The 22,746-nt window shown below is 33.8% G+C and carries 17 protein-coding genes; 4 read left to right on the top strand and 13 right to left on the bottom strand.

The window, feature by feature from the left end; all coding sequences use genetic code 11:
* Nucleotides 1–9: 9 nt before the first annotated feature.
* Genes EZS29_RS03785 through lgt form a run of 3 tightly spaced genes read right to left on the bottom strand, consistent with a single transcriptional unit; the run spans nucleotide 10 to nucleotide 2,555 of the window.
* Nucleotides 10–546: an LOG family protein gene (locus EZS29_RS03785; protein WP_130606723.1), complete on the bottom strand. Its 537-nt coding sequence runs from the start codon at nucleotides 544–546 to the stop codon at nucleotides 10–12.
* Between the two features lie 27 nt (nucleotides 547–573).
* The gene (locus tag EZS29_RS03790) at nucleotides 574–1,386 is read right to left on the bottom strand and encodes a phosphatase PAP2 family protein (RefSeq protein WP_130606725.1); all 813 of its coding nucleotides are present in this window, start codon (nucleotides 1,384–1,386) and stop codon (nucleotides 574–576) included.
* A gap of 2 nt (nucleotides 1,387–1,388) precedes the next feature.
* A complete protein-coding gene (gene lgt / locus EZS29_RS03795) occupies nucleotides 1,389–2,555 on the bottom strand; it encodes a prolipoprotein diacylglyceryl transferase (RefSeq protein ID WP_130606727.1) in 1,167 nt (388 codons plus the stop codon).
* Nucleotides 2,556–2,675: 120 nt separating this feature from the next.
* On the opposite strand from lgt, the gene EZS29_RS03800 reads away from it, so the two are divergent.
* The gene (locus EZS29_RS03800) at nucleotides 2,676–6,224 is read left to right on the top strand and encodes a transglycosylase domain-containing protein (RefSeq protein ID WP_172603759.1); all 3,549 of its coding nucleotides are present in this window, start codon (nucleotides 2,676–2,678) and stop codon (nucleotides 6,222–6,224) included.
* Here the strand turns inward: EZS29_RS03800 and EZS29_RS03805 are convergent.
* Both EZS29_RS03805 and EZS29_RS03810 read right to left on the bottom strand, forming a co-directional pair.
* On the bottom strand, nucleotides 6,218–8,443 hold the full coding sequence (locus EZS29_RS03805; protein ID WP_130606731.1) for a response regulator: 2,226 nt from the start codon (nucleotides 8,441–8,443) through the stop codon (nucleotides 6,218–6,220). The genes EZS29_RS03800 and EZS29_RS03805 overlap by 7 nt on opposite strands.
* Nucleotides 8,444–8,457: 14 nt before the next feature.
* Nucleotides 8,458–11,334, bottom strand: coding sequence for a response regulator (locus tag EZS29_RS03810; protein ID WP_130606733.1), 2,877 nt, complete (start codon nucleotides 11,332–11,334; stop codon nucleotides 8,458–8,460).
* A 177-nt stretch (nucleotides 11,335–11,511) separates the two neighbouring features.
* On the opposite strand from EZS29_RS03810, the gene EZS29_RS03815 reads away from it, so the two are divergent.
* A complete protein-coding gene (locus tag EZS29_RS03815) occupies nucleotides 11,512–12,189 on the top strand; it encodes a DUF6901 family protein (protein ID WP_130606735.1) in 678 nt (225 codons plus the stop codon).
* A gap of 136 nt (nucleotides 12,190–12,325) precedes the next feature.
* On the opposite strand, the gene EZS29_RS03820 is transcribed toward EZS29_RS03815, so the two are convergent.
* The 6 genes from EZS29_RS03820 to EZS29_RS03845 are packed head-to-tail and all read right to left on the bottom strand — an operon-like array spanning nucleotide 12,326 to nucleotide 17,209.
* A complete protein-coding gene (locus EZS29_RS03820; RefSeq protein WP_130606737.1) occupies nucleotides 12,326–13,156 on the bottom strand; it encodes a response regulator in 831 nt (276 codons plus the stop codon).
* Nucleotides 13,157–13,168: 12 nt separating this feature from the next.
* Nucleotides 13,169–13,561, bottom strand: coding sequence for an Hpt domain-containing protein (locus EZS29_RS03825; RefSeq protein WP_130606739.1), 393 nt, complete (start codon nucleotides 13,559–13,561; stop codon nucleotides 13,169–13,171).
* Between the two features lie 2 nt (nucleotides 13,562–13,563).
* Entirely contained in the window at nucleotides 13,564–14,781 is a 1,218-nt protein-coding gene (locus tag EZS29_RS03830) for a tetratricopeptide repeat protein (RefSeq protein WP_130606741.1), read from the bottom strand.
* Nucleotides 14,782–14,822: 41 nt separating this feature from the next.
* Entirely contained in the window at nucleotides 14,823–15,107 is a 285-nt protein-coding gene (locus EZS29_RS03835) for an HNH endonuclease (protein WP_130606743.1), read from the bottom strand.
* A gap of 8 nt (nucleotides 15,108–15,115) precedes the next feature.
* Nucleotides 15,116–16,291 (bottom strand): hybrid sensor histidine kinase/response regulator, encoded by a 1,176-nt coding sequence (locus EZS29_RS03840; RefSeq protein WP_130606745.1) that lies wholly within the window; start codon nucleotides 16,289–16,291, stop codon nucleotides 15,116–15,118.
* Nucleotides 16,292–16,330: 39 nt separating this feature from the next.
* The gene (locus EZS29_RS03845) at nucleotides 16,331–17,209 is read right to left on the bottom strand and encodes a TrmH family RNA methyltransferase (RefSeq protein ID WP_130606747.1); all 879 of its coding nucleotides are present in this window, start codon (nucleotides 17,207–17,209) and stop codon (nucleotides 16,331–16,333) included.
* Nucleotides 17,210–17,249: 40 nt separating this feature from the next.
* Between EZS29_RS03845 and hutU the strand changes: the two genes are divergently transcribed.
* Entirely contained in the window at nucleotides 17,250–18,974 is a 1,725-nt protein-coding gene (hutU, locus tag EZS29_RS03850) for a urocanate hydratase (protein WP_130606749.1), read from the top strand.
* Nucleotides 18,975–18,982: 8 nt separating this feature from the next.
* Complete coding sequence (locus tag EZS29_RS03855; protein ID WP_130606751.1) at nucleotides 18,983–20,317, top strand: amidohydrolase family protein; 1,335 nt, start codon at nucleotides 18,983–18,985, stop codon at nucleotides 20,315–20,317.
* Between the two features lie 4 nt (nucleotides 20,318–20,321).
* On the opposite strand, the gene EZS29_RS03860 is transcribed toward EZS29_RS03855, so the two are convergent.
* Entirely contained in the window at nucleotides 20,322–22,061 is a 1,740-nt protein-coding gene (locus EZS29_RS03860) for a cholesterol oxidase substrate-binding domain-containing protein (protein WP_130606754.1), read from the bottom strand.
* Entirely contained in the window at nucleotides 22,051–22,503 is a 453-nt protein-coding gene (locus EZS29_RS03865; protein WP_130606756.1) for a hypothetical protein, read from the bottom strand. Before EZS29_RS03865 ends, EZS29_RS03860 begins: the two co-directional genes overlap by 11 nt.
* Nucleotides 22,504–22,746 lie beyond the last annotated feature (243 nt).

Raw genomic sequence — 22,746 nt, forward strand, 5'->3', positions numbered from 1 at the left:
CTCAATTCTTTATAAAAGTAATTTTTCTACATCTTGTATCGTTCTAGCAATACAAAAATAGTGAGATGGCTTGTCAATCATATTAATATTTGAAATTTCTTCTAGCCAGTTCAAAAAGGGCGAATAAAAATTAAGAAAATCAATTATTATAACTGTTTTTTGAGGAGTGTTGCTTGCGTTAAATTGGATTGTTGTTAAAAATTCATCTAAACTGCCAAAGCCTCCAGGTAAAATGCATAGCACATCAGAGTGAAAAATTAAAAGTTTTTTTCTTTCTTCTAATGTCTCGCAAATAAAATTTTCAGTGAGTTTTTCAAAATGCCCCTCTTTTTTTATAAACTCATTTGTAATGATCCCACAGATTTCACCATTTTCTGCAAAAACACCTTCAGCAAGTTGCCTCATCATCCCTTGGTTACCACCACCATAAACTGTCTTAAAATTATTTTTTGCAAGAAATGAACCAAAGTTAAATGCGAATTTTAGAAATTCATCAGGTATATTATTTTTTGCAGAACAAAAAACTCCTATAGCAGATTTTTTCATATTTATAACCTTTTTGAAAAGTATTTATTAGAATTTTATCTCAAACATACCAGCATACCAAGATCTTTTATTATTATCTTGGAATGTGTATGGAAGAAATTGATAGTCAAAAATTAAATCTTTGTCACTCGTTTTTTTATGCACAGCATCAACTTGTTGAACTCTGTAAAAAACGGCACCAGAAATGATTGTTCCTACAAGAGCACCAACAATAACATCACTTACATTATGTGCATGATCGTTTACTCGAGTAGAAGCTATCCATGCAGCAGTTGTATAAGCAGCGGCGGTATAGCTCCAACTTAGAATTGGATTGTTTGTGTACTTAAGCATAAGACCACTTGTGTAAGTTGCAAAAGTAAACGCATGTGATGCATGCCCGCTAAAGAAACTAAATTGATTATCTTCAGCAGGCTTAATTCCTGAACTCACCTCTGTATCATAAAATGGACGTTTTCTTTGAAAAGTTGTTTTGGCTGTTGATGTTGCTATTTCGTTTAATAAATGCGCGTGTAGAAACCCCCTTAATTGTGTTCCCAATGAAAAATCATCGTTGCTTAATTTTAAGACACCAAAAATGGCGGCTGTGACACCAAGACCAATAGGAAGTAAGGTTGAGCGAGAGAGTGTTGTTGGCAAGTTTGTTTTCTTTGCACTTTCCGAATGAAAGGGCCACAGGCTTAGACCTTGATGTGTGTAACTTACACTTATTGCTTCAATGAGACCAGCTTCGAGGGGCAATGTGATCAGATCTTGCTTTAAATCACCAGGATTAAAGTGATTCCAGCTGAGTGGAGCAATAACTTTTTCTTGCGGTGGAAGATCTGGTGGAGAAAACATATTTATGACTTTTCAATTTTATGAGTTCTGTAAAACGTGTTTATTCTATTAAACCATTCTGTACTATTTTCTTGAATATTTCTGCGTGTCAAAAAAAGAAAAAGAATGCCAGCAGCAATCGTTAAGATATTTAAAATTTGTCCCATTGTAACATATTGCCACCATTGGAGTTGTCCAAGACGAGAGAGTGGTTCCCAAGTGAATGTTGTTAAACTATAATAATTTAATTGAGGGTCAGCGGCTCTAAAGTATTCAACAATAAATCTATAAAAACCGTAGAAAATAACAAAACAAGCAGAAAGTGTTCCTTCCTTTTGTTTGAATCTTGAAATTATAAAGAGCGTTAAAAATAACCCCCATCCTTCAGCTAAACTTTGATAAATTTGACTGGGATGGCGTGGCAGTGGTCCTCCATCTGGAAATATAATCGCCCAAGGGACATGGCTTGCAATAGGACGGCCCCATAGTTCACCATTAAAAAAGTTTCCTATGCGTCCCATACCAATTCCAATTGGGACAACCAGAGCAAGTTTGTCTGAAAGATGAAAGAACGGAATTTTATATTTTCTACAAAAAATTAATAAAGCTAAAGAAACACCTACAATTCCACCGTGAAATGAAAGACCTCCTTCCCATGTCGCAATTGCATCAAGTGGGTGATCTTTATAAAGGTCCCAATTATATATAAACACATATGCTGATCTGGCACCAATAAGCATGCCAAATATACAAGCAAGAATTAAATTCATTAACATATTTTCTGTCATCATCAGACTTTTCTTTTTAATCCAATGCATACAAGAAAAATAGACAGCCATAAATGCAACGAGATACATTGTGCTATACCAACGTAGTCCCCAATGAATATTCAATTTTTGCAATGTAAAAAGTATAATAAAAATTCCTAACACATATATTAGGATCGTTTCAAAATATTCGTATCGTGTCAATAATTTATTTAGTTTTAACTTGTTTTCATTTTGATCTGAATTTGTTATCAGTTTTTTTGTGGAAGATATTTTTTTTCGTGTTAAAAAGAGACTTGAGCCAAAAAATATTACTAAAAGGGAAGCACCCCATATTGTTGTGACCCAATTAAAATTAATATTCATGACTTGAAAAACATAGGGGCTTAAGTCAAATCTCCAGTATTCATAGGATGGGTTCATGACACTCAATCTCCTCTTGAAAGCATTAAGGATTATCGTACACTAAGCAATCTGTATGACACTAGGTTGTTTTGAGCAAGCAAACAAGGCATGAGGAAAATGCATGTTTTTGGAGTTCATATGAAAAAGATTATATTTATATTTTTATTTATTTTCATCTTAGGTTGTGTGCCTATTGTCATTGGTGCAAGCTTTGTTGTGTGGCAAGTTTATGCGGGTAATTATGCAGATTTTGAGAAGTCAAAAATTATAGATATTTTATCGAAAGAAACTGTTCTATACTATGCGGATGGACAATCACAACTTGGTAGTTTATTCGGACAAGAACATCGTATCTATGTGCCTGTCGATCTTGTTCCGCAAGTTATGAAAGATGCAATAGTATCTGCAGAAGATGAAGATTTTTATACAAATATTGGAATTGATCCTAAAGGAATATTAAGAGCTGCTGTTCACAATATATTATTCAGAACAAGACAAGGTGCATCTACAATAACTCAGCAAACTGTTAAAAACCTTTTTGGGCGTAAAGAAACTGATATTTATATTAAATTTCAAGAAATGATAAACGCTTTTAAACTGGAAAAAATGTATTCGAAAGATCAAATCCTTGAATTTTATTTAAATCAATTTCATGTCACTGGAAATGGTCGAGGAGTTGGTGTTGCAGCAAAATATTATTTCAATAAAAATGTTGAAGATCTTACTTTGATAGAAGCGGCATTCATTGCTGGAAGTGTCAAGGCGCCTGAAAAATACAATCCATTTACAAAAATAACAGTAGATGGGCAAGAAAAAGCAAGAAATGAAGCACGTATTCGGAAAAATTATGTTTTAAATAGAATGTTTAAAAATCAAAAAATCACTCAACAACAACTTGAAGAATCTATAAAAGAACCTGTACCTTTTAATCAAGGCCGTTTTCAATTTAATGAACTCGCTGTTAATCAAATCATTTCAAAACAACTTGCTCGTCCAGAAGTTTTGCAAGCGATAGGAGCAAACTCTGTTGATGAAGTTGGCACGATGGGTTTGCATATAACAACAACTTTAGACAAAAATATTCAAAATGCTGCACAATATGGTTTAAGACAAAACTTGAGTCGAATTCAATTGATTTTAAATGGATTTAGCACTGAGCCCCAATCAAATTTTATTAATATTCAAAAACCTGAAGAGTTCGGTTTCTATGTGGGAAAAATTGAAAGTATTGATCGAATTGAAGATGCTGAGAAAATAAAAATTAGTTTTGGTATACCATCCTGTGTAGTAAACACAGAATCGATTAATCGTGTCTCGCTAATAACAGATTTATCTTTTCGTAAAGGTTTAAAAAAATCAAGAGATGCTTTTTTATCCTCTTTGCATATTGGACAGTATGTATTAACAAGTATTAAAAGTATCACTCCAGAAGGGATTATATTTTGTGATTTAGAAGCACGCCCGCGTGTGCAAGGAGCTGTTATTGTTCTTGACAAAGGACGGATAACGGCTATGGCGGGGGGCTTTTCTTCCAGTGAATACAATCGAGCAGTTTTTGCAGAACGTCAACCGGGTTCATCATTTAAGATACCAGTTTATTATGCAGCACAACAGCTTGGATGGACAATTTTAGATCCCTTATCTAACATGCGTGATGTGTTTACTTGGCAAGGAGGATTTTACTTTCCAAGACCAGATCATGCACCAAATACATTAGAAACAACAATATTAGGAGCTGGGGCAAAATCAGAAAACTTAGCAAGTATTTGGATATTACGGCATCTCACTGACAAATTAAATTATGATCAATTTTTAGATTTATTAAATTTTCTTGGTATTACTGGTAATGGAATGACTAAAGAACAATCATTAAGTCTCATTGCCAAAAAATTTAATGCAACTCCAGACAATGAATATTATTTAAAAAGTGGGATCTTAGAAAAAATAAAATCAGATCTTCTAACCGATTTATCTGTGCTTGGGAATAATAGATTAAAAGTTTTCTTAAGAACCTTGCATTTTGGCAATGGTTTTGAAAAACAGGAACAAATAATCGCAGAAGATAAAGAACTCACACCGAAAGAAAAAGATCTTAGATTAAATTTATTGAAAAATAACTTGCTTAGATTTAATAAACTTGCAGCTCAAGCAAAAACAGCAATTGAAACCTTAAAAGATATAAACTCAGGTTCAGCAATTACAGAAGTTGATCGTGGTTTACTATTATCGTTTGCTAAAACTGAAGAAGGTGTACTGGTATTTCAACCACAAGATCCGTGGAAACCAGAAGTCACATCCGCTCTTGTTACCAGTGTGAAAACAACTCCTTTAAATATTGATGCATTATTATCTTTTATTCGTTTAAATAATTCGGTATTAAATACAAATAATGTTCTGATCGATGGTGTGGTTCCTTTAGCATTAATTGACACAATTAATTCATATTTAGCTAAATATTGGAAAGATTTACAAGATGCATCAGCATTTGAAAAACTCTTTTGGAATGCTGATTTTAGATATTCATTAGGCATGTACTATACAGCAAATATGTCAAATGCAATGGGAATTCAGCAACCGCTTAAGTGGGTCCAATCCTTTCCACTCGGTTCAAATGATGTCACTTTATCCGATCTTGCTTTAATGTATCAAACTTTTCTTACAGGTAAGACATATCGTTACTTTAATTCTGTTCAGCCAAATCAACTTGTATTAATTAAAAGAATAGAAGATTCTAATGGAAATTTACTTTGGGAAGCAAAAGCGAAAGAATATCAATTTGCCGATAGCTTTTATTCTCCACCAATAATGAACGTACTTCGTGGAACAGTCACTGCTGGTACTGCATATGTTCTCAATAATGAAATTATTTTAAGATCAAACGATGAAGTGATTGACAAACAACTGCAAGCAGCAAAAATAAGAGTTCCTGTTTTCGGTAAAACAGGAACAACAAATGATTATAAAAATGGTACATATATAGGATTTATTCCATATCCAACAACGAATGGGGATGTTCTGAATCCAGAAAATGCTTATACCATCGCTTCTTATATTGGCTACGATACAAATGAACCCATGATACGCAAAGGGTATCGAGTATATGGTGGAGGTGCAATTCCTGCTTGGCAAGAGATTGCGTTAGCTATCATTAAAAATCAAAATTTTGCTGAGAAATTAGATTGGAAATACTGGGTAGAAAAAAATGCTCATGCTGTGCCTTTTGAATTTGGCTCAAATTTAAGTCAAGTGATTGTACCTATTAATTCTGGAATTTCCGTGTCCGCGCAAGAACCAGATGATGACAGCACCGGTCAGAAAAATCCTTATGCCAACGATTATTCTGAAACAGGACAAAGATTATTTAGGCTTGCCATAGCAGGTTCAAGTTCAGATAATATTTTTATTCCTAAAAGGAAAGTTTCTTTTTATACCCCAATTCCACCACCACAAAATATAAATGTTAATACGAATGTGAGTGATGCAAATGAATCAACTGTTTCTTTAAATAATAATAAGCCAGTTATGCCTGAACCGATTTCAAAGCCTACTGATAAATCATCGCATTTGAACTCTGATGAAAGTCCTCTCAATTCTGCTGATGATGATGAATTGCCAAAAGCTAAGGTCGGAGCAAAAAATTATGAAGACGATATTCCTCAAGCGCCGCCATCTTTAAAAAATCATTGAGTTGAGCGCATTTTGTTTATCAAATTCCCCCAATATGAAAGAATTTGTTTGAGTTCTTTCATATCGATTGGCTTTGCAAGATAGCCTTCCATGCCAGCGTCTAGGCAGACTTGTCCTTCAGCACCCCTTGCATGAGCTGTCATTGCCAATATTTTTGGCCGTGAATTGCTTTTTGGATATTTTTTTATAATCTGCCGCGTTGCTTCAAGTCCATCCATATCAGGCATTTGGACATCCATAAAAATAATATCATATTGAGAACGTGTGAGCGCTTCGAGTACCTCATTGCCATTTGCAACGATGTCACAAACATAGCCAAACTTTTTCAAAATATTTGTTATTAATTTTTGATTTACTACGTTATCTTCTGCAACTAATATTTTTAAAGGAAAGATATCTCCAACTTTTTGCTCTTCTGCTTTCTGTGGAGTATTTGTACCAGAAAATTTTTGCGTAGATGCTTCTTGCAAAATATCATATAAAATAGAATACCGATAAGGTTTAAATATATTGCCAAAATAGCCATTTGGAATGATTTTATCTTCAGGAGAATAATGGCTTGAGTTTTTAAATACGGAGATAAATAATATCTTATTATCTGAATATTTTTCAATCAACACTTCTCTTACTTTATTTTTATCGAAATCTTCAATACTGACAAGAACAAATGTTGGCGGGATTTGTGTAGGAATTTCTTGTGCTTCTTGTATATTTTCAGCCGTAAAAGCTTCTAAACCCCAATACTCACATCTAAGCCGTAAAGATTTCTGTAATTTCTTATTTTTTTCTAAAATATAAATAACTTTTTTTTCAAATATTTTTTGATTGGGTAAATTACATAGACTCGGATCAATTTTATATTTTTCAGAGTCAATATTTTCTGTAAGGACATTGAAACTAAAAGTGGAACCTTTCTCAATTTCGCTTTTGACACTTATTTGTCCATGCATCATTTCTGTTAACCTTTTAGCTATACTTAGACCTAGACCCGTACCACCGTATTTCCGGGTCGAAGAATCATCAACTTGTGAGAAAGTCTGAAATATTTTGGATATATTTTTCTTGGAAATTCCACTGCCTGTATCCTCCACATCGAACATAAGATTGATTTTATCAGAATCATCTATTTTTGCTCCCACTGAAATATAAGTAAATCCATTTTTTGTGAATTTAATTGCATTGTCTGTTAAATGCGTAAGTATTTGTTGAATACGAGTGAGATCTCCAACAACTTTTAATGGAACTTTAGCATCGATATGATAAATAATTTCAGTTTCTTGACTTGCTGCCGCAGGAGCTAAAAGCTCTAAAACATTTTCGACACAGGAATTTATTTCAAATGGAATATGTTCTAGTTCAAGTTTATTTGCTTCTATTTTTGAAAAATCCAATATTTCATTGATAATAACGAGCAGATTATTTCCACATGCACGTAGAATTTCTAAGTAACCTCTTTGTTCTTGATTTAATTTTGTATCGACGAGCAAACTTGCAGATCCTAAGATACCGTTGAGTGGAGTCCTCAGTTCATGACTCATATTTGCTAAGAATTCTCCTTTTATTCGTGTTGTTTCTTTCATGGATTCTGCCACTTTTGAAATGTCAACACTCTTAATTTCCATTTCGTCCTTAAGCGCTTCAAGGCGTGAATATTCAAAGCGAAAAGCAGTATAGGAATGTAAGAAAGCGATAAGATAAATATATGTTCTTAAGAAGCTTTCAACAAAATCAAATGAGTTGTTTTTGAAAAATATTTGAAAATTTATAAGAAAAATAATAGGAATAGTTAAGTAAATAATCGCAGTCTTCCATGGTTCGAGTCGTTCTATTTTTATGTTATATTTTATTTTGCTATTGATTAATGTGATAAAAATTATTATAAGTGGAATTTGCTCCGTTAAGATATTTAGTTTTTTATAGAGTACATTATCGCTTAAAGATAAAATAACAGTCATCCAGCTAAAAAAGGCTAATAAAGCAACTATTTTTGAATAAAGTAAATAATTCTTTCTTCCACTTTGGTGGACTAGTTTAAATAAAAAATAAGTAATTGTAATAATCCATGCATTTACAGTGTCAATATAGAATATAAAATCATCACTGAAAGTATTTTTATCAATTGTTAAAATATAAATAGAAATTAAAGAAATGATTACTAGTATTCTCTTTTTAATTAAAAAATATGGAATTTTCCAGAATCTACTATCGCTATCAATCATTCACTCATCCTTTATCAAGCAGCTTTTTTGTTTCCCCATTTTTTTAATGCTTCTTCTAAGATTTTGATTTGAATAGGTTTAGTTAAATAATCATCCATGCCCGCACTTAGACATCTTTCTTTATCACCGCTCATAGCATTCGCAGTGAGAGCAAGAATTATTGGTTTTGGTTGAATAGTATCATTTGCTTTTATTTGCCTCGATGCTTCAAGCCCATCCATAACAGGCATTTGCAAATCCATAATGATAATATCAAAATTTTCCTTCAGAGCAGCCTCAACAGCAAGCGCACCATTTTCTACAAGCGTGACATTATGTCCCATCTTTTTTAAAATACTCATAATAAGTTTTTGGTTAACAAGATTATCTTCTGCAACTAGTATTTTATATGTAACTTTTTCAACGTCGTTTAATATAATTTGTGCTTGTACAGGCATTTTAGTACCCTCTTGTTTAACTTGAGATTGAGCAAAATCTGTTTGCTCCTTTTGCGGCACCCATTTTTCAATTTTTTCTACGAGTGCTTTGATTTGAATTGGTTTTGTTAAATAATCATCCATACCTGCTTCTAGGCATCTTTCTTTATCTCCAGGCATGGCGTTGGCAGTTAAAGCCAAAATAATAGGTCTTTCTTTTCCTTTAGCATTGATAATAATATTTCTTGTTGCATCAAGGCCATCCATAACAGGCATTTGTAAGTCCATCAAAATGAGATCGTAATGAGCTTGTTTTTCGGCTTCAACAGCTAGGGCGCCATTTTCTGCAAGAGTGGCATTGTGTCCTAATTTTTTCAATATACTCATAATCAACTTTTGATTTACAGGGTTGTCTTCAGCTACTAATATTTTAAGAGGATTAGAAGTTGTCATTAATAAATTTTTAACATGAGTATTTTGTTGCATATCATTTATGATTTTTATTGTTTCTTCGACTTTAACTTGAGGTTTTTTTTCTAGAATTGACTTCATTGATCTCGCAAGATAATCGGTTTTTAATGGTTTTGTGATAGTTTTATTTGCAATGAGATGAAGATTAGGTGCTGAATATTTACCTAAATTAATAAGTGCAATAGAAGGTATTTTTCCAGTAGGATTAATTTGATTGCCCTTTAAAAACATACTTGCTTTTTTGCTTTCATTCACAATGTCAACAATCAAAATTTGAAATTCTTCGATCCCACTGAGATGTTGTGCTTCTTCAAAGGTTCTCACGATTTTTGCGAGCATTTTCCATTGTCTAAAGCGGCGCATTAAAATATAACGCATTGTTGGATTTTCAGAGATCGCAAGGCATTTAACTCCATGTAAAAAATCAATGTTAAAATTCATTTGCGGTAAATTTTTTCCTACTTTGCATTTAAGGGTAAAAACAAAGCGAGTGCCTTTTCCAACAATACTTTCAGCCCAAATTTTACCACCCATAAGTTCAATCAATTGTGCAGAAATGGCCAAGCCTAATCCAGTACCGCCATATTTTCTCGATATAGAAGCATCCGTCTGAGAATAGGCTTTAAATAATTTTTTAATTTTAGTTGCAGGTATTCCAACTCCCGTATCTTTTACTTCAAAAAGTAATTCAACTTCATCTTCGTTGATATTATCGATCAAAGTAACGCCAATAAATACTTCTCCAGAATCCGTAAATTTAAGAGCATTATTGCTAAAATTTAAAAGTATTTGTCCTATCCTCTTTTGATCGCCAATGATAGATTGAGGTACTGTCGGTTCAATAAAGTAGGTAAGATCAAGCCCTTTTTCAAAACTTTTCGGGCTGACGACATCTATGACGCTTTCAACAAGGTTTGAAATGTCTATTTCTTCTTTACTCAGAACAATATTTCCTGAGATTAAGTTTGGAAGGTCAAGCACTTCGTCGATTAATTTCATGAGGTTTTTGCTACTAATCGTGATCATACCAAGTAATCGTTGTTGTTCGTCTGTTATATCAGAGTTGCTCAGTAATTCTGCATGGCCAATAATTCCATTCACCGGAGTTCTGATTTCATGACTCATAGTAGCTAGAAAGTTTTCTTTTGCAATTTGAGCTTTTTGCGCTTCTATGTGCATCATGCTCAGCTCACCCATTTTTCTGGCAAGACCGATGGAAATCTTTTGAATATTTTTAAATTCACATGATAAATGGCTATAGTTTCTTAAGCTCAAAACGAAGTAGCAAATAAATAATGTTATTTCTCCTGAAATATTATTAGATTTAATACTTGGGTTTAAAATTTGTCCAAGTTGAAAACATGCTCCAATATAACAAGTAAATAAAATAATTATGATGTGTGAATTATTTGTTTTAGATTGAGCTAAATTTTGTAATTCGTTAAGTAATATAATAATAGGTAAAAAAATTGCAATGCAGAGAGATGTATTTACATTGTTAATGAATAATTGTGAAATTAAAAGTGATGTTATGATGAATAGAGAGTGTTTTTCTTTCGATATTGCTGTTCTATCTTGTTCTAGCTTTTCTTCAATGGTCCTTCTTTTTAGAAAAATAATAGATGAATTAAAGGCAATTGAATACCAAATAAATATATGCAATAAGTTAGTAATTATGGAATTTTCATTTTGTATTATATTCGATATCTTTATTACATAAATTAATGAAATAGCGATTACAACAAATGTAACTGAGAGAATGTTTGTAATACTAAATGACTTCTTGGAAAAATTATATTTCAAATTTAGAAAGGTGACTATGGTTATGATTACAATGAGACTACTAAAAAAAATAGATGAAATAATCATTTCTGATTGATTATTTAAAAAACTCAAATTTAAAAATAAGCCACAAGCAATAGCGGCTGTAGATGTGAATAAGATTATAATGTATTTGGTTTTATCTTCGAGTTTATTTAAAACTCGATTAATATTAGCAAACATTTCTATTGAATCCTTTTAAGCGTTCAATATTTATGTGCTTTGTATCGGTTCGTGTGTTCCATAAGCGTGTTTTTTTTAAGCACTGTTATAATTTTGACACAGAAGAATTTAAAAATATTGATGTTTTTTAGTCCTTATTCGATGAGATACAGTCGTGAGATTTGTTGGAGGTCGATTTTGGATAAAATAATCTATAAATTCATTTTTATGCATGGCAAGGAAATCGAGTATGTAGTCGATTTAAATCGGATAGAAGGGGATAAATCGCAAAATTCTCTTGAAAATGTTGATTGGACGGATCTTGATTTTAATAAATGCTCTGTTTGTCCTCTCAGTTCTCAAAGCATTAAAAAATGTCCAGCAGCTATCGACGTGCAACAGATGATGACTGAGTTCCGCGATGTATTGTCTACTGATATAGTTAAAGTTTCTGTCGAATCACAACATAGATTTTATTTTAAAGAATGTGATGCACAAACAGGGCTAAAAGCTTTGGTTGGTCTTGTGATGGCCACTAGCAGTTGTCCTATTTTAAAACAATTTAAGGGTCTAGCATTTTATCATTTGCCCTTTGCTTCCATCGAGGAAACATCATTTAGAGCCATTTCATCCTATCTATTAAAACAATTTTTTATAGCAAAAAATAATGGTGTTGCAGATTGGGAATTAAATAATTTCTCAAAATTTTATGACACGGCGCAAAATGTGAATGAAAGCTTTTTTCAACGAATAAAAGTAGCAAGTAAAGCAGATGCAAATTTGAATGCGATAGTGGCATTTTCTTCGCAATCCATGATTTTATCAATAACGTTTGATGACTTACTGGAAGAACTTAGGAAGCAAATGATGGAATAGCTTAATTGAGAGATAAAATGTTGAGTAACTCTTTAATTAAAAATTTTTTAAAATGTGATATAGTTGCTGATGTCTTTTTTGGATTTTGGATTGCATTTTTAATAAAAACTGTATTTAGCTAGACTGAGATTTAATTTTACGCAAAGCCTGTATTGACAATATAATTTTCACCTTCTTGAATGCATTTTTGAACTTTAGTTAGCAACTCTCCAGGTTTTTTTAGGGTGGCGGAAGCCTGTGGACAATTGATTGAAAGCTGTGCTCCCTCTTTGAATTGGAATTTTGAGTGAAATACAATTCCAGAAGAAGTCAATTGAGTTATTTTTATATCAAGAACGATTGGCATATTCGTAATCGTTGCGCTGAGATCCAGTTTTGCAGCGGCAGGGGCAGCAGGTTGTGCTGGCTTCGTTGCTGCAGTTGGTGTTGCTTTGGCTGCCGCTGTTGCAGGTTGAACCGCAACTGGTTTTGCTGGGCCAGGAGTATTTACTACTGCTTTGGGGGGCTGCGCGATTGGAGCTGCTGCGTGTTTTGCTGGTATGGGTGCTTGCGCAGGAGAAGCTTGAGGTGGTGTTAATGGGGGAATTTGTCCTTCGCCTCCAACTACAAGTTTTTTGATTTTTGTTTTTAATACTTGGATATCAACGGTTTTGTGGATAAAATCATCTGGTTTGAGTTCATCGATTTTTGTTTGGTCGAGTTCACCTTTTTTACCACTGAAAAATATCACTTTAATGCTTTGCGTCTTTTTCAATTGATTAATAAATTCTAGGGTTTGGTACCCATCAAAATTTGGCATGAGAACGTCAAGAATGACGAGATCAATTTTTTGATCTCCCAGTATTTTTAAAGCGTCGATTCCACTTTTAGCATCGATAGGTGTATATCCGAGTGATTTTATAATTCCTTTTAAAAAGAGTCGCGTTTCGACTGCATCATCGACGATTAAGACGCTTTTGCCACTCACAACAAACTCCTCTTAAGTTTTTTCAATTTCTATTATTTTATTTTTTAGAACATCCACAGCTTTTTTTGTAGCAGCAACAATCTTTTCATATAAAGGCTGTGCATTCTCGAGCTTTTTATCAAACCCCATATCTTCAAGAACTTGGCAATCTTCTGCTAAAGCCGCTAAGCCAATCAAACGTGAACTCGATTTTAATGTATGAGCTGAGCGTTCGATGACAGGAGCATCTTTTTTTTTCATAGCTTCAGTTAATTCAGCTACGCGTTCTGGTAAATTTTCTAAGTAAACAGACATGAGCTGAACAATTAAAAGACGATCAGCATAGGCTTCATCCCCGTTACCAAGTTCTTTCATGTTATTAATGACTTCTTCATCTAAAAAAGGAAAGTTTGCTTGATTATTCATAATTATTTTGGAATAACCCCTCTGTATTTAATTTCAACAGTTGATTCGGCAGCTAATTTATCGATTTCAGTTATTTTTTGTTGAACACGTTCAAACTTAGGGTCAATTTTTAATATACTTTGACAGACTTTTTTAGCTCTTTCATATTCTTTCATTGTAATAAGGCATAAAACTTTATTAAACATAATTTTGACGTCATTGGGTGTGATTTTTAATGCGAGATTATAATAATTAACTGATTCTTCGAATTTCCCCATTTCTTTATAGCAAATACCGATACTATTTAAGAAACTCGGGTTATTTGGATCTTGCTCATTTGCCCTTTGTAAAAAATCAAGTGCTTTGTCTTTCTTTTTTTGCGATAGGAAATTTCTTCCGACTTGTGCATAGAGTTTAGGATAGACGATTTTCATATTAACTGCGCGCATTAAAAAATTTTCAGCTTCTTCATACAGTTCACAGCGTGTTAATATATTTGCTGATTCTTCATAACGCATTGGATTTTTAGGGTTTATATTTATGGCTTGTTCAAAGGCTTTTAAGGCTGCTTGTTTTTGATCTGTCGCAAGTAAACAGATTCCATATTCTATATAAGCTTGTACATGATTTTTATTATTTTGCATGGCAAATTTGAGGTTTTTAACAGCGTCATCATTGTTACCTAAAGCTCTATTGCATCGTGAAATTCCGACAAATGCTCGAGCTGAGGTTAAATTTTTCATTGAAATATTTTTATACCAACCCAGGGCCTGTTCGTATTCTCCATTCATATAAAGATCGCGCGCTATTTCATAATCAACTTCAATATTTTCTCCTTCACGGTAGCGCATAAGTGTTTGAGAAATTTGTGTTGAAAGGTCTTTCATGACGAAAGGCATTTTTAAAAATCCATCAGGATTTGCTTCAGGAAAGCGGAGACGATCTTCTTTTGACTGTTCTGTGCCAACGATCATAAAGGGAACTCTTTTAATTTCTAAATTTTCGTGCATTTCCATAAGAAATTCATATCCGCCAAGTTGGCGCATATCTTTTTCACAAATAACAAAACCATATTCTTTTTCTTGTAAAAGTTTGAGTGCTTCGCCTTCGCTTGTCCCTTCTGTGACATTCTTGAAACCTAAAGTTTTTAATGTTTTAACAATAGTTTCACGGGAGGCAGGGGTGTCATCAACAACCAAAAATGTCATATCTGGAGATAATTCAATAACAGTTGATGCCATAAGAATTTAACCCGCAAAAATAGAGTATTTTTCTTATTCTATCATAATTTTTTAAGGATGAGATCAACTGGAGTGTCAACTCCTTTGTTTTTGTTGCATTCTCGACAAGCGGGGACAACATTTCCAGGAGTTGTTGTGCCACCGCGTGCTAATGGAACAATGTGATCCATTGTCAATTCTTTGAAAGGAAATTTTTTTCCACAATATGCACATAGACCAGGAGCACATTTTTGTTGCCACCAGCGGCTTTTCTTAGCGCCTTTGACCTTAGCTTTTTCTCTTTTTATATGTTCTTCATCAGCAAATATATAACTATTTAAATTCATTTTTTGTCTCAAGCAGCTTTTGAAGGAGAAGGATCACTACTATCATTTTCTCCTCTGAGTATTTTTGATGTGGGGAGCTTAATTGTAAAAATGGAACCAACTCCAAGTTCAGACTCCAAGAGCAATTCGCCCCCATGTTCCACTACAATATTTTTAACAATACTCAAACCCAAACCTGTGCCTTCGCCTTTAGGTTTTGTCGTGAAGAAGCTATCGAAAATTTTTATTTTAATATCCTCTGGAATACCTGTTCCTGTATCACTGATTGATATATATAAATAACCTTGATTAATAAATACTTTGATAGAGAGATCTTTTTTAGCTTGATCTTTCATTGCATCACAAGCATTGCTCATTAGATTCATTAAGACTTGTTCAAATTTATTTGGAAAGCATTTAATTACAATTTTATGAGGATGATTATCTAGATCATTGATAACATTTATCCCTAAATTCCTTAGTTTTTGCTTTACCATAAATAAACTATTTTCTATTAATGAATTAATTTCAATATATTCTTCTTTTTCTGAATGATCATTTCTTGAATAGTTTCTTAGATGATCAACAAGTTTTTTTATTTTACCACAAGCTTTATTTATTTGATATATATGATCGTTGAGTTCTTCTTTGGTTAATGAGTTTTTTTCGTCGAAATCATCTTTTAAATCTTCACACGTAAGTTGTATTATTCCAAGAGGACCTCTGATATCATGAACAACAGTTGCGGACAATTCTCCCAAGGCTGTGAGTTTAGAAGTGTGTAACATTTGTTCACTAAGATAATGATTTTCTTTTTTTAGTAGAACTGATGATAAAGATCTTCTAACTATAGGTAATATATCTTTTTGTACCGAAAATGGTTTTTCTAAAAAATTGTAACAACCTTGCCGAATAGCTCGATTGACAATTTTATTACTGAGATGCCCAGTCATAATTATAATAGGTGCTTCCTGATTTTTTTCTTTAATAAAGTTCAGTAAAGTAAACCCATCACCATCGGGTAATTTTAAATCCAATAGAAAAAGGTCAATTAATTTAGCGTTATCAGTTATATAATTTCGAGCCTCTGCTAAAGTTGATAATATATGTGTTTCATAATTAAGCACACTGAATTCTTTGTTTATAACTTTACTAATATACTCATCATCTTCAACTACAAGTATATTGAGCTTAGCATCATCCATTCAGAAAACCTTCTTATAGAATTCTAAGAGTCATTAAACTTAAGGCTTATCGGGTTTGAGAGTAAGATCATTTAGTGAGATCATGGGTTGAAAAAAATTGCCACTGCGGACATATTCGAACCAAGGTAACAACTCAGGTTTGCGATTTGTTATATACTCATAAGCATTTGAGCAAGTTTTAGCTATCCAATGCTCAATCACTAATTTCCTCTCTAAATCAGATAAAAGATGGTTTTCGGAACTTTTTTCAAAAAATTCACGCAAAGCTTGTAAAATAATTCCAGCACAGACTGAAACATTAAGGGACTCCATGAATCCATACATTTCAACTGAGATATAAGCATCTGCATGATTTTGCCACTCAGGAGAAACACCATGCAATTCACTGCCAAAAATGAGGGCTATTTTTTTATCACCCATGAATTCTTTAAAAGCAGTGCTATCAAACTGATTGCTTGAAAATGATGGAATTTTTTCGCTATAATGTTGAGCTGTTCGCGAAAAATCCGGTAAGGAAACAAGTATGATTTTATAGCCATTTTGTTTCAAAATATGTGAGCATTTTTCAATAGACACAAGCCTTTTAGGCATGAGCCACTGACTTGCGCCCCTATCAATCGTATCTGCAGTGCGAAATCGCATTTCTTGATTTGAATAAAGAAAGAAAAGATCAAGGAAACCAAATGCATCGATTGTTCTTAATATTGCACTTATATTGTGAGCATGATGGGTGTTTTCAAAAACTGTTAATACTTTTCTGCTTCTTTTCCCAGCTACTTTTTCCATTTTTGCCAAACGTGGCTCAGTCATAAAGCCACGTAATGCAGCATCAATTTTTCCGAAATCATTTTTCAGATGCTCTGGAATGAAGTATTGTGTTGATGAATCATAAGAAGCTGTTGGACCCGTCCAAATCATTTTTTTCCTTTCTCCTCTTTAAAAAAAAGCGAGGATATTTATGTCTATCCATAATGTACGTTTATTCACAACAAAAACTTTCATTCCAGGTAATCCTGCACCTAGAGGTGCTGCACTCAATACAAAAGGTTGGTTGCAAGAAGCAGCCTTACGTATGCTTCTCAACAATTTAGACAGAGAAGTTGCAGAAAACCCTGAAGAGCTTGTGGTTTATGGGGGGCGTGGTAAAGCGGCTCGCTCGCTTCCTGATTTCCATAACATCACAAAAGCATTGCAAGAGTTAGATAATGATGAAAGTTTATTGATTCAAAGTGGCAGTCCGGTTGCGCGCATAAAGACTTGGGAAAATGCTCCAAGGGTCATGATTGCAAACAGTAATTTAGTTGGAAATTGGGCAAATTGGGATCACTTTGATGAGCTCGAGAAAAAAGGTCTCATGATGTACGGACAGATGACTGCTGGAAGCTGGATATATATTGGTTCACAGGGGATTGTGCAGGGAACTTTTGAGACTTTTAATGAAGCTTTTCATCAGCATTATCAGGGTAAAAGTAAAGGTAAATTTATATTTTCTGCAGGTCTTGGCGGCATGGGAGGGGCTCAGCCATTGGCTGCCGTTTTAACGGGAGCTTGTTTTCTAGGGGTAGAAGTGGATAGAAAACGCGCAGAAATGCGTTTGAAATCTAGGTATCTCGATGAAATATATGACGATATTGATTCTGCAATGGCATCGCTCAACAATCATTTAGAAAGAGGCTTAGCTAAAAGTATTGCTATTATTGGTAATGTTGTTGATATTTTACCGAAATTACTCGAGAGAAAAGATTTTAAACCGAGTCTTGTAACAGATCAAACGTCAGCACATGATCCCATTTATGGCTATGTACCTCAAGGATACTCTCTAGAAAAAGTCGAAAAATTAAGAAAATCGAACCCCAAACTCGTTGAAAAAGATGTGCTCACAAGTATTGCGAAACATGTAAATTGTTTGTTGGAATTAAAGGGGCGAGGGATTCCAACTTTTGATTATGGAAATAATATTAGAGCGATGGCAGAAAAAGCGGGAATTCAAAATGCTTTTCAAATCAGAGGGTTTGTTCCGGAATACATTCGCCCGCTCTTTTGTAAAGGCAAGGGTCCCTTTCGTTTCGCTATGCTGAGTGGAGAGTTAAGTGATCTCAAAAAAGCAGATGCCGCACTGCTTAATTTATTTTCAGATTATGAAGAAATCCAACGCTGGCTCAAGGTTGCCTCTGAAAGAATTTCTGTTCAAGGATTGCCTGCCAGAATTTTGTGGTTAGGGTATGGTGATAGATTAAAAGCAGGGTTACTCTTGAATCAGATGGTAAAAAATGGAGAAATAAGTTGTCCCATTGTGATTGGCAGAGATCATCTTGACTGCGGCAGTGTGGCATCTCCTTATCGTGAAACAGAGGGGATGAAAGACGGAAGTGATGCTGTGGCGGATTGGGCTCTTTTAAATGCATTTGGGAATATTGCCAGCGGAGCTTCTTGGGTGAGTTTTCATCACGGAGGAGGAGTTGGTATGGGTTATTCTCTTCATGCGGGAATGGTTATCGTAGCAGATGGAAGTGATGGGGCTTCTGAACGTTTAAAACGTGTCTTAACTTTTGATCCTGCTATGGGTATTTTTCGCCATGCAGATGCGGGTTATGAAACTGCACAAAACATTGCATATGAGCAAATGTCTGGTAAAGTTGAAGAAAACTCTCCTCATTATTATCCACGTGTCCTTAAGGACTGAGGTGAATTATGGCTGCAAAAATTTGGTCGACAAAAAAGCATAAAAAAATTCTTTTTAAAAACTCTCCATGCGTCGTTACTTTAAAAGATTGGGATTCTTTAGAAAATGACAGTCTATCTCAAAAGGGATTGTCCGTAATAAAGAATTGTGATGTGCTAATTAATGATGGAATTATTTCTGATATAGGTGAAGATCTTTTAAATAAAAGTGATAATTTAGGCGAAATTGAAGTCGTTGATTCTTCTAAATATGTTATTATTCCTGGTTTGATTGATTGTCACAGTCACCCTATTTTTGCTGGAAGCCGGGCGAATGAAACAGTGCTTAAATCGCAGGGAATGACTTATGAAGAAATATCTGCAAAGGGTGGTGGCATAGTTGCTACGATGAAAGCCACTCGGAAAGTTACAACACAAGAACTCTCTGAACTTTATAAATTAAATGCAATAGACTCTCTTGCGCGTGGAATTGTCATATTAGAAGCAAAAACAGGTTATGGTTTAAATCCAGTGCAAGAAAGAAAAATGCTTGAAGCACTTTATGAAGCTCATTCTGGCAAAGATGCAAACGAATTACCTCTCTTGTGCCCGACATATTTGGGGCCTCATGCTGCAAGTCCAGAGTACAGAGGTTTAGATAATTATATTCAAGCTCTGGTAGAAGATTTACCAAATATTGCAGCACTCGGTGAAGAGGCTGTTAAAAAGGGAATATCTTTTCCACTAGCTGCAGATATTTTTCTTGAAAGAAACTACTTTACCAAGGAACAATCCGAACGTTGGTTAGGAGCAGCTCTTCAGCATGGGCTTGATGTTCATATTCATTCAGATGAGTTTTCTCGCAGTGGGGGTGCTGAATTAGCTGCAGAACTAGCACGCAGACTTGAACAAACAGCGAGTAAAAGAAGACAAAGAGGTCGTGTTTTGACTGTCGATCACTGCCAATATTCAACAGAGTCAGATTTAGGCCGGCTTGCTTTACTTGGAGTAGGAGCTGTTGCTTTACCAACAACAAGTTTCTTTAGTAAAATACCTTATGTCGATGCAAAACGTTTTAGGGCGTCTGGAATTAAAGTCGCTATAGGATCGGATTTTAATCCTGGCAGTTCTCCTATGAACAATATCTGGTTCTCGAGTTATTTGGCTTTATCACAATGCGGATTTTCGTTAGCAGAAGTTATTGCTGGCGTAACAATAAATGCTGCATTTGCCTTAGGATTGGAAAGAATATATGGCTCGCTTGAAATTGGTAAAAAAGCAGCTCTCGTTGCTTTTGATGGAAATTGTGTTGAAGATTTTTATAGTTCTCTTTTAGGCGATCATGTTCGGCATGTTGTTATTTAAAAGATTATATATTTAAAGAATCAATGAGGGGTGAAGAGAAAACTCTATGGGGATCATTTTCGTTTAAAATAGATGCGGCTCGATCCCAATCCGAATTGTCATCATCTTTGTTTTTGAAAGATGTAGATATTATATTTCGGATCATATTTTTATTAACCCAAGCTGAACTTTGATTATAAGCCCAACCCTTTGACCATTCGACACGGACTGTTGCATAAGGTTCACAATAATTTGTATAGATCCATTCTTCTAATTCTGTATAGAAATGATTGGCAAAGGGTGTGCCAGGTAGTGTTAAAACGTTTATCCATATACCAACATTCCAATCAGGATGTGAGTCTACTTTATGAATTGAAGATAAAATTGGAGAAGTATCTGTTAAGTTCCTGGCATTGTCTAACCCTGTTACTCTAATTTCCAGTGGACCATTAATCGGATATTTACTTTGAGCTCTGTATTTGTCAATAAGATAATTATACTGCTTATAGAGATCATTTAATACTTTTTGAATATTTTCTCTTTTGGTTATGACAACATATCCATTTGCAGTGACTTTCATTGTGGAAGGTCTAATATACAAAAGTAAATTTTTAGACCAGCCCCATAAATCAAAGCTATTCGAATACTCTAATCCTGCGGCGGTCACATAATACATCAATTTTCCAAACTGAGGTGTAATGCCTGTATGTCCAGCAACAATTGATTGTATCATTTTCGACATATTTTCGCTGATATTATCTGAAAAAGGATAATTGTAAGGATTGTTGACTTCTCGAGAATATTCAGGCTTTTTCTCATTCGTAATACTCCAAACTTTTAACCAAGGCTTATCGGTAAATGGATACCAAATAATTTCAGCTCTACCTGATTTATTTATAAAATGTGAAAAATTAAATTTTGAAGTCAGGGGATCACCAAAAATTTCAGCAGCTGGTATTCCAATAATACTTTGGCAGCGAATTCTCTGATTTTTTTCAACTCGTAATGTGACCTCGGTAATAAAAGCTCTGCCAAGATGGACAAGAAAAGCTTGGCATTGTGGGTGTGATCTTAGAAATTTTTTTAAAATATATTGATCACTTGCTGCATCCCAAACAATTGCTGTTAAGGAATCTATCTGGTTACTGAGTGAGCCATAGTTGTGGTGCGAAGAATGACTGTCTTCATCCACTAGCGATACAGCGCTGCCATGGCCATTTATTGCTAAGACTCCTCCTAGAGTGAGTTCGCCTGGAGCGGGTAAACAGGAGAAACCGAGATCATATTCTTCAAGTTGTGTAGCAAGCGCTTCCATCGTGATTCCAGTTTGGGCTGTGACATGGAATGGGTAATGGAATTTGTCGATAGTTACATTGTTAAGGTAAAGTTTGGTGTCAACTAAAATAATATTACTTGTTAGATCGCTATTGTTTGCAAGAGTGAGAGGAGACCAATTGTGTTGTTTTCCTTTCGGGCGCACTTTAAAATTATTTTTTTTTGCCCAATTGATTATCGTAATTATTTCGTCGCTATTTTTTGGCGCACACGTCCATAAAGCTTTTGCTTTTAACTCACCAGACCAATTTTCAAATTTTTCAAGATATACATTTATATTTTGTGGAAAATTGGGTAATGATAATGCATTTGCAATATTTATTTTAAAAAATGGAATTGTATTTATACTTGTCCCAATAGCTGCTGCTTTTGTGATATTAGATAAAAATTTTCTGCGGGTAGAAGTAATTTTAATATTTTTATTTTTCATAATATTTTCTCATAAATTTAGGACATCCAGATACAAGATTATAAGTTTTTTCTCGATTTAAAAACTGAATAACGTCATCGCCATAAATTGTAAAATGTGGTTTAAAAACTGTTCCCCAATAAGAAATGACAGATAAACTATGGCTTTTTATGACTCTATAAAAATCACAAATTTGCGGTAGAGAATGAATGCCAATATAAAAAATATCATTTTTTTCTACATCAACAACGGTTCCATTTGTAATTGTAAATGAAGATGAGCATGATTTACCAGAGTCTTTACAAACCCACATCATATAACCAGCCCCAAATAAAAGATCAATTCGTATACTGCTTTTGTTGTTGTTTGAAAATTCTTCAGAATAATTTGATTCATTAGAATAAGAGTATGCTGGATAGAAAAATAATAGAGTCAAAATAAAATATAAATAATACTTACTCATAAAATCTCCAAATAAATTTTTTGAAAAATACAGCTTAAATAAATTTTTATCAAGTATTTTTTTGCGTATTTTATTAAAATGAGATTTGTTGCATTTTTTTCGAATTCCAATTATTTCAAAATTTGTATCTAGAAATTTAATCAATTAATTTGAAATTATAAAGATAAATAAAGAAAAAAATTATTTTAAACATGGATTTTTATATTTCTTTTTTCAATTATTTCTAATTCAAGATTATTAATT

The sequence above is a fragment of the Fluviispira sanaruensis genome (assembly GCF_004295685.1).
Classification (GTDB): domain Bacteria; phylum Bdellovibrionota_B; class Oligoflexia; order Silvanigrellales; family Silvanigrellaceae; genus Silvanigrella; species Silvanigrella sanaruensis.

Coding starts and splice junctions, on each gene's coding strand:
- EZS29_RS03785 (WP_130606723.1), bottom strand. CDS start 546: ATGAAAAAATCTGCTATAGGAGTTTTTTGTTCTGCAAAAAATAATATA.
- EZS29_RS03790 (WP_130606725.1), bottom strand. CDS start 1,386: ATGTTTTCTCCACCAGATCTTCCACCGCAAGAAAAAGTTATTGCTCCA.
- lgt (WP_130606727.1), bottom strand. CDS start 2,555: ATGAACCCATCCTATGAATACTGGAGATTTGACTTAAGCCCCTATGTT.
- EZS29_RS03800 (WP_172603759.1), top strand. CDS start 2,676: ATGAAAAAGATTATATTTATATTTTTATTTATTTTCATCTTAGGTTGT.
- EZS29_RS03805 (WP_130606731.1), bottom strand. CDS start 8,443: ATGATTGATAGCGATAGTAGATTCTGGAAAATTCCATATTTTTTAATT.
- EZS29_RS03810 (WP_130606733.1), bottom strand. CDS start 11,334: ATGTTTGCTAATATTAATCGAGTTTTAAATAAACTCGAAGATAAAACC.
- EZS29_RS03825 (WP_130606739.1), bottom strand. CDS start 13,561: ATGAATAATCAAGCAAACTTTCCTTTTTTAGATGAAGAAGTCATTAAT.
- EZS29_RS03830 (WP_130606741.1), bottom strand. CDS start 14,781: ATGGCATCAACTGTTATTGAATTATCTCCAGATATGACATTTTTGGTT.
- EZS29_RS03835 (WP_130606743.1), bottom strand. CDS start 15,107: ATGAATTTAAATAGTTATATATTTGCTGATGAAGAACATATAAAAAGA.
- EZS29_RS03840 (WP_130606745.1), bottom strand. CDS start 16,291: ATGGATGATGCTAAGCTCAATATACTTGTAGTTGAAGATGATGAGTAT.
- EZS29_RS03845 (WP_130606747.1), bottom strand. CDS start 17,209: ATGATTTGGACGGGTCCAACAGCTTCTTATGATTCATCAACACAATAC.
- hutU (WP_130606749.1), top strand. CDS start 17,250: ATGTCTATCCATAATGTACGTTTATTCACAACAAAAACTTTCATTCCA.
- EZS29_RS03855 (WP_130606751.1), top strand. CDS start 18,983: ATGGCTGCAAAAATTTGGTCGACAAAAAAGCATAAAAAAATTCTTTTT.
- EZS29_RS03860 (WP_130606754.1), bottom strand. CDS start 22,061: ATGAAAAATAAAAATATTAAAATTACTTCTACCCGCAGAAAATTTTTA.
- EZS29_RS03865 (WP_130606756.1), bottom strand. CDS start 22,503: ATGAGTAAGTATTATTTATATTTTATTTTGACTCTATTATTTTTCTAT.